Origin of the sequence: Pusillimonas sp. NJUB218 (assembly GCF_003788685.1) — a bacterium.
GTDB lineage: Bacteria > Pseudomonadota > Gammaproteobacteria > Burkholderiales > Burkholderiaceae_B > Neopusillimonas.
Genome location: NZ_NQMK01000002.1, coordinates 331,095 through 345,240, shown reverse-complemented (window position 1 = coordinate 345,240; position 14,146 = coordinate 331,095). Strand labels below are relative to the sequence as shown.

The 14,146-nt window shown below is 57.1% G+C and carries 13 protein-coding genes; 3 read left to right on the top strand and 10 right to left on the bottom strand.

Annotation, left to right across the window (positions count from 1 at the left end):
- Nucleotides 1–2 precede the first annotated feature (2 nt).
- The 10 genes from CHR62_RS04180 to alr all read right to left on the bottom strand — a co-directional run bounded on the left by CHR62_RS04180 (nt 3) and on the right by alr (nt 10,983).
- On the bottom strand, nt 3–362 hold the full coding sequence (locus CHR62_RS04180; RefSeq protein WP_123660109.1) for a Spx/MgsR family RNA polymerase-binding regulatory protein: 360 nt from the start codon (nt 360–362) through the stop codon (nt 3–5).
- Entirely contained in the window at nt 359–1,159 is an 801-nt protein-coding gene (locus CHR62_RS04175) for an ABC transporter permease subunit (RefSeq protein ID WP_093970803.1), read from the bottom strand. Before CHR62_RS04175 ends, CHR62_RS04180 begins: the two co-directional genes overlap by 4 nt.
- Nucleotides 1,149–2,075: an ABC transporter permease subunit gene (locus tag CHR62_RS04170; protein ID WP_093970802.1), complete on the bottom strand. Its 927-nt coding sequence runs from the start codon at nt 2,073–2,075 to the stop codon at nt 1,149–1,151. Before CHR62_RS04170 ends, CHR62_RS04175 begins: the two co-directional genes overlap by 11 nt.
- Nucleotides 2,072–3,202 carry an ABC transporter ATP-binding protein gene (locus tag CHR62_RS04165; protein ID WP_123660108.1) on the bottom strand — a complete coding sequence of 377 codons (1,131 nt, stop codon included), beginning with the start codon at nt 3,200–3,202 and terminating at the stop codon, nt 2,072–2,074. Before CHR62_RS04165 ends, CHR62_RS04170 begins: the two co-directional genes overlap by 4 nt.
- Nucleotides 3,203–3,204: 2 nt before the next feature.
- Nucleotides 3,205–4,299, bottom strand: coding sequence for a polyamine ABC transporter substrate-binding protein (locus CHR62_RS04160; protein WP_093970847.1), 1,095 nt, complete (start codon nt 4,297–4,299; stop codon nt 3,205–3,207).
- Between the two features lie 75 nt (nt 4,300–4,374).
- Nucleotides 4,375–5,163: a 3-deoxy-D-manno-octulosonic acid kinase gene (locus CHR62_RS04155; protein WP_233574859.1), complete on the bottom strand. Its 789-nt coding sequence runs from the start codon at nt 5,161–5,163 to the stop codon at nt 4,375–4,377.
- A 32-nt stretch (nt 5,164–5,195) separates the two neighbouring features.
- The gene (locus tag CHR62_RS04150; RefSeq protein WP_123660107.1) at nt 5,196–7,703 is read right to left on the bottom strand and encodes an ABC transporter permease; all 2,508 of its coding nucleotides are present in this window, start codon (nt 7,701–7,703) and stop codon (nt 5,196–5,198) included.
- Between the two features lie 19 nt (nt 7,704–7,722).
- Nucleotides 7,723–9,090, bottom strand: coding sequence for a DNA repair protein RadA (gene radA, locus CHR62_RS04145; RefSeq protein WP_123660106.1), 1,368 nt, complete (start codon nt 9,088–9,090; stop codon nt 7,723–7,725).
- A 14-nt stretch (nt 9,091–9,104) separates the two neighbouring features.
- On the bottom strand, nt 9,105–9,827 hold the full coding sequence (locus CHR62_RS04140) for an SDR family oxidoreductase (protein WP_093970799.1): 723 nt from the start codon (nt 9,825–9,827) through the stop codon (nt 9,105–9,107).
- A gap of 25 nt (nt 9,828–9,852) precedes the next feature.
- Complete coding sequence (gene alr / locus CHR62_RS04135; RefSeq protein ID WP_093970798.1) at nt 9,853–10,983, bottom strand: alanine racemase; 1,131 nt, start codon at nt 10,981–10,983, stop codon at nt 9,853–9,855.
- A 79-nt stretch (nt 10,984–11,062) separates the two neighbouring features.
- On the opposite strand from alr, the gene hpnC reads away from it, so the two are divergent.
- The 3 genes from hpnC to hpnE are packed head-to-tail and all read left to right on the top strand — an operon-like array spanning nt 11,063 to nt 14,119.
- On the top strand, nt 11,063–11,947 hold the full coding sequence (gene hpnC / locus CHR62_RS04130) for a squalene synthase HpnC (RefSeq protein WP_123660105.1): 885 nt from the start codon (nt 11,063–11,065) through the stop codon (nt 11,945–11,947).
- A 7-nt stretch (nt 11,948–11,954) separates the two neighbouring features.
- Nucleotides 11,955–12,818, top strand: coding sequence for a presqualene diphosphate synthase HpnD (gene hpnD, locus CHR62_RS04125; protein WP_093970796.1), 864 nt, complete (start codon nt 11,955–11,957; stop codon nt 12,816–12,818).
- A complete protein-coding gene (hpnE, locus tag CHR62_RS04120; RefSeq protein ID WP_123660104.1) occupies nt 12,815–14,119 on the top strand; it encodes a hydroxysqualene dehydroxylase HpnE in 1,305 nt (434 codons plus the stop codon). The genes hpnD and hpnE overlap by 4 nt, the downstream gene beginning before the upstream one ends.
- Nucleotides 14,120–14,146 lie beyond the last annotated feature (27 nt).

Genomic DNA, 14,146 nt, shown 5'->3' with positions numbered 1-14,146 from the left:
AATTACCCCAAAGCTTCTGAATATTTTTTCTCTGAGAACCCGAACATGACGGGCCCGGTGGCGGGAACCAGCACCGGCCGCTTCACCAACGTAGGCGCTTGGGAGATCAGCGCCAGGAAGGCTTCGGGTGTGTTGGCGGCCTTTTCCGTGTCAGACAAATTGCGCCAGGTGGTCGATGCCCGGTTGATGAGCTTTTCCCATCCGCCTGCCGCCTGAGCCCATTCGACCAGGGTAGCCGACGGCACCGGGTTATCACGATAGTCGACAAACGTATAAGCCACGCCATTGGCTTCGAGCCATTTTGTAGCTTTGACGCAGGTACTGCACCGCTTCAGTCCATAGATCGTCACGGGAGTTGTCATTTTGCTTCTCCGCGCCATTGCAAGCGATTAGCCACAATGACGAAAATGCCGACGACCAGGATGAACAGCGTCGCCAGTGCGTTGATTTCGGGTTTAAGCCCCAGGCGTACTCGCGAGAACACCTCGAGGGGCAAGGTGGTGTAGCCCGGCCCCGACAAAAACGAGGCAATCACCACGTCGTCAAGCGACAGGGTAAAGGCCAGTAGCCAGGCTGCCAACAATGCCGGTGCAATCAGCGGCACCGTTATCAGGAAAAAAACCCGCACTGGCGTAGCCCCCAGGTCGAGCGCCGCCTCTTCAAGGGAGCGATCGAGGTCGCGAATACGGGACTGAATCACGATGGCCACATACGCCACGCACAGGGTAACGTGCCCGACCCAGATGGTAAACATGCCGTTTTCGGCCGGCCAACCAAATAGTTGCCCCATTTCGACAAACAGCAGCAGCAACGATATCCCCAACACGACTTCGGGGATGACCAGAGGAGCGCTAAGCATGCCGATGTAAAGCGTAAACCCGCGAAAGCGCCCCATACGCGCCAGAACATAACCCGCCCATGTGCCGATGATGACGGCGGCGGTTGCGGTTAGCGCTGCAATCTTGAGTGATAAAAACGCGGCGCCCAACAACGCGCGGTCGTTGAAAAGCTCGACATACCACCGAAACGAAAACCCGGACCACGAAGTCATGAGCGCCGAATCGTTGAAAGAGAACACCATCAAGCAGGCAATGGGCACATAAAGGAAAGCGTATCCGACAGTGAGCGAAATAGCGCGTAAGGTTCGGTTAGGCTGCATCTTTACCCCCGTTGCCAACGTTCATCTGCTGGAGCTGATTGCGTTGGAAAATGACCAACGGCACCAGCAAGATAGCCACCATGACAACCGTCACCGCTGCAGCCATCGGCCAATCTGTATTGTTGAAAAACTCTGTCCACATGACGCGCCCCATCATCAGGGTATCGGCTCCCCCCAGCATTTCAGGGATGACGTATTCGCCAACAGTGGGAATAAACACCAGCATCCCGCCGGCAATCACCCCCGGCAATGACAAGGGCAAGGTCACTTTAAAAAACGCTGTCCAGGGCTTCGCGCCCAGGTCATAGGCCGCTTCGAGCAAACGACGATCAAGCTTTACCAAGTTGGCGTAAAGGGGCAAGATGAAGAAAGGCAAGTATGCATAGACCAGTCCGATATATACCGCCAGATCCGTGCGATAAATTTCAAGGGGCGCGTCAATCACGCCCAACCACAATAGAAAGTTGTTCAACAAGCCATCGTTGCGCAAAATGCCCACCCAGGCGTACACCCGCAATAAAAGCGACGTCCAGAACGGCAAGACAACCGCCAGCAACAACAGATTGCGCACACGCGGGCTGGATTGCGCAATGTAATACGCCATCGGGTAGCCGATCAGTACGCAACACATCGTTGTGATGGCCGCGACCTTAATAGAATTAAGGTAAGTGGCAATGTACAGGCTGTCGGTGAACAGCAGGTAGTAAGCGTTAAGGTGCAGCCCCAACCGTAGCGTAAAGTCTTCGAGTTCGGCTAACGGCGTGTAGGGCGGAATCCCGAAACGCAGGTCGGCAAAACTGATCTTGAACACCAGCAGGAACGGCACCAGCAGAAACAGTGCCATCCAGAGGAACGGGGGCAGGATGGCCAGCCGCCTTGTCAGCAACTGGCGAGGCCAGGCGGGCAGCGACTTCATGATGGCAACACCGTAGCGCTGTCACCCGACCAACTGACGTACACCTCTTCATCAACGGCAGGCGCCTGCGATTGCTCAAGCACAACACCAGGTACGTTAGCTTCGAGGATGAAACCCGAATCGAGACGGATTTGATAACGCACATAACTGCCCATCCAGGCAACGTGACTGACGTGGCCATGGGCCCAGTTGCCCTCGCCCAATGGTTGCTCGACCGACACCCGAATGTTCTCGGGACGGATCGAAATATGCACGTCCATGCCCAAAGGCTCACTGACTCCGTGCGATACAAACAAAGGGCGACTGAGCTGATCGCTTTCGATGACGATATGGTCGGGTTCATCGACGGTAATACGACCGTCGAACAGGTTGGTAGACCCGATAAAACCAGCAACGAACTTTGAGTTGGGGAACGCATACACGTCTTGCGGCGTGCCGCACTGAATAATCTGGCCTTCGGTCATGACCGCCAAACGACCCGCCATGGTCATGGCCTCTTCCTGATCGTGCGTGACCATGATGCAGGTCACGCCGACCTGCTCAAGAATCTTGACCAGTTCGACCTGAGTTTTCTGACGGATTTGCTTGTCGAGTGCCGACATGGGCTCGTCGAGCAGCAACAACTTGGGCCGCTTGACGAGGCTGCGCGCCAACGCAACCCGTTGCTGTTGCCCGCCCGAAAGCTGATGCGGCTTGCGGCGTGAGTACGCGGCCATCTGCACCAGGTCAAGGGCCTCGAAAACCCGCTCATGTATTTCGTTGCGCGGCACCCCTTCCTGCTTCAGCCCGAACGCCACATTGGCTTCAATGCTCATGTGCGGAAACAAGGCATACGACTGGAACATCATATTGACCGGACGGCGATACGGCGGCAGCGCAGTGATATCTTCGTTATCGAGATAAATGCGGCCAGAAGTCGGTTGCTCGAAACCGGCCAGCATGCGTAGTAAAGTAGACTTGCCGCAACCCGAGCTGCCCAGCAGCGCGAATATTTCGCCGCGCTTTACCGAGAGGTTGACTGACTGAACAGCCACCGTGTCGCCAAAAATTTTGACCACGTCCTCGACGCGAACGAACTCATCGGTGTCTGCCGACCAGGTGGTGCCTGCACTGCGATTATCTGTCATGGTTAACGGCCTGATTTCAAGGCTGCCCACATCCGGGTCTGGATGCGCTTGGCAACTAGGGGCTGGGATTTGATCACAAATAAAGTGCGCGCCACTTCAGGCGGCGGGTAAATCATGGGATTACTGGCCACTTCGTCGACCACAAATGCGCGCGCCGACTTATTGGCATTCGGATAAAACATTTCGTTGGTTATGGCCGCATGCACTTCGGGCGTTTCAATGTAATTGATGAAGGCATGCGCTTCGTCGACATTGCGGGCATCGGCGGGAATAGCCATGGTGTCAAACCATGCCGGTGCCCCACCCTGCGGAATGACATAATCAATTTCGAACGGCTTGCCGGCCTCTTTGGCACGCTGACGCGCAATCATGACATCGCCCGAATACCCGTAAACGAGGCACAGGTCGCCCGACGCCAGCTCATCGATATAGCCAGACGAGCTGAATTGGCGAATGTAGGGACGAATACCCTGCAAAACCGTCATGGCGGCCTCGTAGTCGTCGGTACTATGACTGTTGGGGTCTTTTCCTAAATAGTTCAGAACGGCTGGAAACACCTGCGCCGCTTCATCGAGCACCGAAATGCCGCATCCGCGCAGCTTCTGAGCGTACTCGGGCTTGAAAAGAAGGTCCCAACTGTCGAGTGGAACATCCGGCCCCAGAATTTCGCGTATTTTGGTCACATTAAGACCCAGGCCATTAGTGCCGTAGCCCCAGGGAATTAAATACTCGTTACCCGGATCGACCGCTGCAACAAGCGCCATGATGTCGGGGTCAAGATGCTTGAGATTGGGCAGTTTCGACTTGTCGAGCTTTTGAAACAAGCCGGCCTGCAACTGGCGCGCTGCATAGTGGGTAGAGGGCACAACAATGTCATACCCCGACTTGCCGGTCAGCAACTTGGCCTGCAGAGTGTCGTTACTGTCGTAGACGTCGTACCTGACACGAATGCCGGTCTCGCGCTCGAAACCCGGAATCGTATCGGGCGCGGTGTATTCTGCCCAGTTATAAATGTTCAGCACCTGGCCGACAACGGCCGGTGAGCAACACGCCAATGCCAGCGACAAGACAACTTTTGCAACCGAGTTAAAACCCATTAGCGACAAAACCCCGACGACAAAATTGAACAAAAGGCGTGATGATAGCGCCTTTTTATTTGAAAAATGCGGTATTCAAGCGGTCGCGAGTTGCCAATAGGCCACGTTGACGGCCTGCCAGAACCGCTCGCCCTGCTGTGCGGCCACTTTGACCAACGAACGACGTAGCCGCTGCAAGTTTGCGTTACGCAGAGCGCGCGACATACCCCTGGATTCGCCCCGGTCAAAATCAATAACCCAGACATGCCCGACTGCGTTGAGCAAGATGTTAAAGGCATTTAAATCGGCATGCCAGACGTCTGCATCGTGAATTTTTAGAACGGCAGCCGCAACGGCAACGGGGTCTGCCTGGGGGAGACAATCGGCCAAAGGCATAACGTGCGGGATTCGGGCCACGACAATGGCGGCACGATACGTAAGCCCATGCCTCCAGTAGGCCGCTGCAAGCGGCTGGGGCACTGGCAAACCCTGGCGGAACATCGTGTCGAGCAAACAAAATTCGGCAAAGGCACGGGTCCGTCTTGCCCCCTGCCATAGGTAACGATTTTTGCTGAACTTGGCGACCAACCCACCGCGCCTGTAATGACGCAACAACGCAGCCCCCATGGGCCCGTCGATAAACCAAGCCGATTGCCGGCCGCCGGACTGAACAGGCTGGGCGTGCAGCGCCGGGTTGGCCGGGTCGAAAAGCCCAACCCACGACGCTGTCTGATCGAGCGATAAACCCGAAACATTTACGACAGGCCCGGCCGACGCAGAGACGCCAAACCCTTCAGGCTTGAACATACCCTCGAGGTGCTTGGAAAACCGCATCGCACCGCCGTTAAACGGCATGTCGAACCAGTGGTTGCCAGGGTTGTGCATGATGTCTTGAATACTGAAGCAAAGATTAGGGTTTAGGCCATGGCACGCAAGGACAATAGCGGGGGGGTACGCAACACGCCACGTAACGCAAGTGCCCCGGCGAACAATGCTGCAGCAATACCCACTAAAAGCCCAACAGCCCAAGGCCACAGCGGCCAGGTGAACTGGATGTCAATAACGTGAACCGCTACAGCCCAGCCGATTGATAAGGCACCAAAGGCGGCCAGCATACCGGACAAACCCCCGACCAGCACCAGCTCAACGGCCATCGCAATCGAAAGCTGTCGGGAATTGGCCCCTAACATTCTGAGGATGGCTACCTCGCGCATCCGCTCATCTCGTGTTGAAAAGAAAGCGGCAGCCAGAACCAACACGCCGGCGGCAATAGTAAACACAAATAATATTTGTACGGCCTGCACAACCTGATCCAGAATGAATTTAAGTTGGGTCAGCATGGCGCCAACATCGAAGACCGTCAGGTTGGGAAAATCGCGCACCAGGTCTTGTACGAACGCTCCCTGCCGGGACGACAAATAGAAAGAAGTAATGTACGACGTCGGCGCATCAGCCAATGCAGCCGGCGACATCAGCGCGAAGAAATTGACATCGAAGGAGTCCCACTTGACCTCGCGTAGACTGGTCACGACGACGGACACAATCTGACCCGCCACATCAAAGTCGATTCGATCCCCCAAACCAACGCCAAGCGTATCGGCTACGCCCGACTCGAGCGAGACTTCGTTGCCTTGAGGATTGAGCCATTTACCGGACAACAACCGATTACTGTCGGGCAAGGTCGACCGATAAGACAGATTGAACTCACGATCGACCATGCGTTGCGCGCGCGGGCTGTCGTATGACGTGGAGTCGACCTGCTTATTGTTAATGGCAACCAGACGTCCCCTGACCATAGGCGCAAGTTTTGCCTCGGCGATACCAGACTGTGTCAGGGCCGCTTGTACGACATCGCGTTGGTCGGGCTGAATATTGATTAAAAAGGTATTGGGTGCATTAACAGGCAGTGCATTTTGCCAGCCTTGCAGCAAATCGGTGCGGGTAATCGCCAGCAACAGCAAAATCAGCAAACCCACCGACAAGGCGCATACCTGCGTCACCACTAATGACTTGCGCCTGGCCAGGCCGGCAAGGGCAAACCGCAACACCGAAGGCGTACCCATTTGGCGGCGAAAATAACCCAATGCACTGACGCCTACCCAGGCAAGCGCTGCGCAGAGCCCTAACATCAGCAACACACCGCCGACAATAACCAGGCTTAATTTAAAGTCGCCCGACACCCACATGGCCAACAGGAAAAAACCGACTAGCCCAAGCAAATAGGGTGCCGCCCGATAACGCAGCTGCGCCGCAGACGCTTGGCGCAATACGCGCGCAGGCGCGACACGCCCTAACTCGGCCAGAGGGGCCAGCGCAAAACCAAGCAGCAGCAACAAGCCGGTCATAAACCCCTGCCCCGCCGGCTTGAGCGAGGCGGCTGGCAGCGGGGTGTCGAAAAGCACCCCCACCAAAGTCACCAACACCTGGTGGACGCCATAGCCCAAAACCACGCCCAGCCCGGATGCCAAGACGCCAAACACCAGAAACTCGGTCAATAACGCCCCCTGCAATTGGCGGCGTGACGCCCCCAGACACCGCATAATGGCGACGCCATCGTGGTGGCGCAGTTGGTAGCGCCGCGTGGCCAACGCAATAGCCACGGCCGCAATCATTACCGTAAGCAATGCCACAAGCATCAGAAACTGGTGGGCGCGCTGCAATGACCCCCTGACTTCGGGGCTGGCATCGTCTATTGTCTTGAGGCGCTGCCCGCGCGCCAGTGAGGGCTCGAGCCAACGCTTGTAATCGGCCAGCGCACTGCCCTGCCCCGCCACCAGCAGCCCGTAGCGGGCGCGACTGCCCAACCCCAGTAACCCCGTAGCGTCGAGATCGTCGAGGTGGATCATGACGCGCGGCGCGACGTTGACAAACTGCACGCCGCGATCGGGCTCGTACGCGATGACCCCCGAAACCGTCAGGGATAAGTCGCCGACATCCAGGCGATCGCCTGGATGAAGGGAAAGCAAACTGAGAAGCTGAGGGTCGACCCAAACCGAACCGGGTGCCGGACCGCTTTGCGCAGGTATATTTTTTTGATCGCCGATGTCGACCCGTAACCCTGGATAAAGCGGGTACGTATTGGACACAGCCCTAACTGAAGCCAGACGAACGCCCTGCGCGTTGCCGACCATTGAAGGGAAAGAAACCGTTTGCGCTGTTTCGAGGCCCGCGGCTTGCGCACGCTGGATGACTTCGGCGTTGATCGGCGCATCGGCTTCGAGGGCCAGGTCGCCCCCCAGCATTTGCACCGAATTTTGGCCTAATGCCTGCCCAACGCGATCGGCCAGAAAGCCAACGCTGGTGACTGCGACAACCGCAATGACCAGCGCAATAAGCAAGACATGTAATTCACCGGCTCGCCAGTCGCGTTTGAGTGCCGAGAGGCCAAGAGTGAATGCGGAGGCTTTACGGGAACGCTGAGACATGTCTGTTAAACCCTGGACATCAAGAAAAAGCCGCATCGCGTAAACGCGTGATAGCCGCATCGATACGATCGACCGGCCAGACCTCGAGACCTTCGATCGGTTGTCTGGGGGCGTTGGCTTTAGGAATCAGGGCTACACTGAACCCCAGCTTGGCCGCCTCTTTGAGGCGCTCTTGTCCACGAGGCGCCGGCCGGATCTCTCCGGCTAAACCCACTTCGCCAAAGGCCACCAGGCCCTTAGGCAAGGGACGGTTATGTAACGATGACAAAATCGCCAGCAAGACGGGCAAATCGGCAGCAGGCTCGGTAATTTTTACACCGCCCACCGCGTTGACGAAGACATCCTGGTCATGAGTAACCACTCCGGCATGACGATGCAGCACCGCGAGCAACATAGCCAAACGCGTCCCTTCAAGACCCACGCTCAAGCGTCTGGGATTGGGCGCATGGGCCGTATCGACCAACGCCTGAATTTCGACCAGCAACGGGCGGGTGCCCTCTTGAGTGGCCATGACACAGGAACCAGCAACACTTTGATCGTGCTGAGATAAAAACAATGCCGATGGATTGCTGACCCCTTTGAGACCACGATCGGTCATGGCAAACACGCCCAGCTCGTTGACTGCGCCGAAGCGATTTTTAATGGCGCGCACCAGCCGAAACGAGGAGTGCGAATCGCCTTCGAAATAAAGTACCGAATCAACGATGTGCTCGAGGACCCGCGGCCCCGCCAACGCGCCCTCTTTGGTGACATGCCCGATAAAGACAATCGTGATGCCTGTTTGCTTGGCCAACCGCGTCAGTTGGGCGGCACATTCGCGCACCTGAGATACCGACCCAGGCGCCGCCGACAGATCAGGAGAATACAGGGTCTGGATAGAGTCTATGACGGCCACGGCCGGCTTTTTATCGGTCAGCGTCGCCATAATGGCGTCAAGACGAATTTCGGCCAGCAAGCTCACCTTATCCGTTTCCAGTTCCAGACGGCGGGCACGCAAAGCCACTTGTTCGGCAGATTCTTCACCAGTGACATACAGCACCGGCACCGCATGTGACAACGACACCAACGCCTGCAATAACAGCGTCGATTTACCAATGCCCGGATCGCCGCCAATGAGCACGACAGCCCCAGGCACCAACCCACCCCCCAGAACACGATCGAACTCGGCAATACCCGATGGTTGACGAGGCAGCTCACGCGCCTCGATGTCGGCGAGGTTTTGCACGGGGCTGGCGCCTGCCAAAGAGGCAAACCGATTCGTACCAGCCGGCGCTTCGATGGATTCGACCAGCGAATTCCATGACCCGCAATGCGGGCACTTGCCCTCCCATTTGAGGCTGGATCCCCCGCACTCGTTGCAAACAAATGTTGTTTTGATTTTTGCCATAGTGATGCCGGACCCTAGCTCTGCCGCCCGGCCAGGCTACTTCCCCCGTCAACCCCCAGAACCTGCCCGGTAATGAAAGAAGATTCGGCAGAAAGCAGGAACAGCACGGCAGCCGCGACGTCGGCAGGCTGCCCCAGGCGCTTTAGCGGCACCGAGGCGATAGCTTTCTTTTCGGCGTCGCTGCCTACCGGGTTTTGCTCGCGAAAGGTTTGAGTTTCGATGGGCCCAGGTGATACGGCATTCACTGTGATCCCGTACTCGGCAAGCTCGAGCGCCCAGGTTTTGGTGCAACCGATCAAGGCGTTTTTAGCCGCCGAAAAACTGGTTTGATTGGCCGCGCCATGAGCGCCAGACCCACATATATTGATGATACGACCATCGTGGCGCGTTTTCATTGACGCTACGAACGCCTGAACAACCTGCACCGCAACCCGTACGTTCAGGTCAAACACGGTATAGAGCGATGCCAGGTCAACCTCGCCAAGGGGCTCGGCCCGAATGACCCCGACATTGTTGACGATGGCATCGACGGGATACTTTTCGCGGATCATGCGCAAAATGTCTTCGGTTTCACCGGCGTTGCTTAGGTCGCAAGAGTACAAATACCCCGGAAAATCGATGTCTTGAGTATTGCGCGCCAAACCCACCACATGACAGCCCATATCGGCCAGACGTTGGCTGATGGCCCAGCCTATGCCACGCGTTGCACCAGTTACCAGTACGCACTTGTTTTTCACGGTCTGTCCTTGTCGGGGTTGGGTTTCAGGAAATCACCACTTTAGGCACGCGCGGCGCCACCGCGCATAATAGTTCATAGCCGATCGTGCCGGCGGCCGCCGCCACTTCATCAACACCGGGGCCGCCTTCTCCCCACAATACGACCTCGTCACCCACGGAAGGTTCAGACACCGGACCTAAGTCGACGGCCAGCATATCCATGGAAACCCGCCCCAGAAGCCGAGTTCGAGTCCCTTTGACAACGACCGGCGTACCAGTAGTGGCGTGCCGTGGATAGCCATCGGCATAGCCGCAAGCAACCACCCCTACACGCATGGGCTGATCGGCCACAAATATATGGCCGTAACCAACGCCCTCGCCTGCCTGTATGTTGCGTACGCTGATGAGTTGCGAGCGCAGCGTCATGCCAGGTCGCAAACCCAGGCTATGGCTGGACTGATGCGCAAACGGCGATGAACCATAAAGACAAATACCGGGACGCACCCACTGTGTGGGTGCGTCGGGCAACGACATCCAATAATCGGGCGTGAGCGTTGCAGCAGAATTGCACATACTGACCGGACCCGGCAACGCATCGGTGACATGCCGCAGCACACTGATTTGCTTTTGCGTCAGGCTGTCACGTTCGTCGGCACGTGCGAAGTGCGTCATTTTGCCCATCGTGCCCACGACACCTTGCTTGTGCAAGGCGACCACACGCTGCCATGCCGCCGTGAAGGCGTCCGGTGCAAACCCAAGACGATTCATACCGGTGTTTAACTTAAGAAACACATTAACAGGGTTTTTTACCGATGCACCCGCCAGCATGTCAATTTGATCAAGGCAATGCACCGTGGCGTCGAGCGAGTACTGGCTGAACAGGTTAATATCGGAGGCGTTAAAAAACCCCTCCAGCATCAAGATTGGCTTGGTCCAGCCTTTTTCGCGACAAACAATAGCTTCGTCAACATCGAGCATGGCCAGGCCATCGGCCTGGGCAAATGCACTGACTGCGTTTTCGATGCCATGCCCATACGCGTTGGCCTTGATCACGGCCCAGATTTTTGGGCGACTGCGATTGTGGTCGATGCTGATACGATTGAGCTGGTCGTGTATAACAGCCAGGTTATGAGTTAAAAACGGCAACGAAATCGTTGCCGAAATTGGACGTGGCATAACTTCCCCCTAATACCGAAAGTCTAATCCAACTGACGGGCGTTCGCTTGGCGTCCTGTAAAAATTCAAAACAATTTTCATGGCGGTCGATCACTACGAAAACTTCCCGGTAGCTTCAATACTGATGCCGCGCCATCTGCGTGGCGCCGTCGTCGATATCTACCGGTTCGCCCGATCGGCCGACGACATTGCCGATGAAGGCGATGCCACGCCACAAACACGCTTGCAGGCTCTTGATGACTACCGGGCGGCACTAGACCGAATCGCGCAAGATATAGCCATAAGTCATGCCGTCGACACCCCAACGCCCAACGGCGGCGCTCATGGCTTTTCTGGCGGGCTGGACGCGGTGTTCGTGCCCCTGCGATCCACCATCCGTCGGCATCGCCTGCCGCTGCAACCCTTCTACGACCTGCTTTCCGCCTTTTCACAAGACGTACAAGTAACCCGCTACCCCGACGACGAGGCGCTATTCGACTACTGCCGGCGCTCGGCCAACCCAGTGGGACGGCTCATGTTGCACCTGTATGATGCGGCAACAAGCGAGAACCTGTCCGCCTCCGATGCGATCTGCACCGGCCTGCAGCTGACCAATTTTTGGCAAGACGTTGCTATCGACTGGCAAAAAAGCCGGGTGTACTTGCCGCAGGCACACTTGCAAGCCTTCGGTGTCACCGAAACACAGATTGCCGAGGGACAATGCGATGCCGCCTGGCGGGCGCTCATGCGCCAGCAGGTCGCCCAGGCGCGCAGCCTGTTGAACCAAGGGCGCAAACTGCCCGAGCGACTGCCCGGCCGACTCGCGCTCGAGTTACGCATGATCATCGAAGGCGGTTTACGTATCCTTGAGCGACTAGACGATTTAAACTACGACATATTCAATCATCGGCCCACCCTGAAAATGCGCGACTGGCTCGTCATTTCGGCACGGGCCCTTGCGCGCCGAAAGGCGCCAAATTACTAAGTCACGCATGAGCCCCGACGAATACTGCCAGAACAAAGCCACAAAAAGTGGTTCGAGCTTTTATTACGCCTTTTTGTTCCTGCCTCCCGAACGCCGCCTGGCAATCACCGCGCTATATGCATTTTGCCGCGAGGTCGACGATGTGGTCGACGAGTGCAACGACCCGTCAGTGGCACGCCGCACTCTGGCATGGTGGCACCAGCAGGTTGACCTACTGTTCAGCGGGCAAGCCGAACACCCGGTAATGAAAGCCTTACTGCCCCATATTGGGCCATGCAAGCTGACCGCAGCCCGCATGCACGCAGTTATCGAAGGCATGGAAATGGATCTGGACCAAAGCCGGTACCTCGACTGGCCGGGGCTGCAAAAGTACTGCTGGCATGCCGCCGGCGTCGTGGGCGAGCTTTCCGTCGGCATTTTTGGTTACCAGAACGACGCCACGCTCGAATATGCCGACAAGCTCGGGCTAGCCTTCCAACTGACCAACATCATTCGCGACGTGGGCGACGACGCCCGACGCGGCCGTATTTACCTCCCGGTCAACGAACTGCAGCAATTCGACGTCAAAGCCTCTGAAATTCTCAACAGCCAGTATTCCGATCGCTTTGTTGCGCTCATGCGCTTTCAAACCGAGCGCGCAAAAAACTATTATCGCGAAGCTTTGGCTACCCTGCCCGAGGTCGATCGACGCAATCAACGGCCGGGCCTGGCCATGGCCGCCATCTACCATGCACTTCTGCTCGAAATTGAACGTGATCAGTGGCATGTGCTGGATCAACGCATTTCGCTCACGCCCATACGCAAATTCTGGCTGGCCTGGAAAACGTGGGTCAGCGGCGGAAAACGCCTGAGTCGCCAGTTCGCCCAATGAACGTTGGCGTCATCGGCGCAGGTTGGGCCGGTCTGAGCGCCGCCATTGCCCTGCACGACGCAGGACATGACGTCAGCCTCTATGAAGCAGGACCCTTAGCCGGTGGACGGGCGCGCCGCGTGCCAGGCTCTGGCAATGCCGCACTGGACAACGGGCAGCATATTATGCTGGGTGCTTACCAACATACCCTGCAACTGATGCAACGCCTGCATCGCGAACCGGATCGCCTGCTTTTGCGCTTTGGCCTGAAGCTGCAAGCAGCGTCGGGCGACTTCGAACTACGCTGCCGCGCGTTGCCGTCGCCATGGCACGCAGTGGCCGCAGTCGCCCTGGCCAAGGGGTGGCATACCTCAGAAAAAGCGGCGCTAATCAAGGCCATGGCGCGTCTACGACTACGCGGCTGGAAGGTTACGCCTGACCGTCCGTTAGCCCAATGGCTGGACGAACAGCGTCAACCTGCCGGCGTAGTCAAACGTTTCTGGGAGCCGCTATGCCTGGCTGCACTGAACACACCACTTGCGCAAGCCAGCACCCTGATGATGGCGCGGGTATTAAAAGACAGCCTGGATGCCGGCCGTAACGCCAGTGATGTCCTGATTCCGCGCACCGATTTGTCTGACCTTTGGCCCGATCACTTGCCCGCCGGTATCACATTGCATCGACACAGCCCGATCCAGCGTATTGACGCAGCATCCAACGGCTATACCCTGAATGAAAAACATTGGCACGATGCACTTGTCGTTGCCGTACCGCCGCCCAATGCAAGACGCTTGCTGGCCGAATTACCCGCACGACCAGGCACTGAACGGCTGATGCAGCACCTGGAAGCCTTCAGCCCTGTAGCCATCGCCACGCTGAACCTGATGCTCGATGAACCGTGGACCACGCTTTCCGAACCCATGCTGATGCTGGATGACCAGGCGGCCCCCGGACAATTGGGACAATGGCTTTTTAATCACGCTGTGATTTCGAATGCACGCGAGCGTCATCCGTTGATCAGTATCGTGTTAAGTAATTGCCTGTCGTCGGCACTGACAGATCGCGACGCCGCTGGCCGTTTGATTATCGAACAGGTTCGTCGTCAGACGAGCCAGTTTGGTCCTATGCCAGACATTGCACAGCAGTTGTTGATTATTGAAAAGCGGGCGACTTTTGCCGCTACCCCTGGGCTGACGCGACCCGATAACAACACCCCCTGGCCGGGCCTGGTATTAGCCGGCGACTGGACCAACACCGGCTACCCGGCGGTGTTGGAAGGGGCAGTAATGAGCGGGCAAGCGGCAGCCCGCTGTATTGGATAAAGTGTGCACACGCGACAACGACCGGAG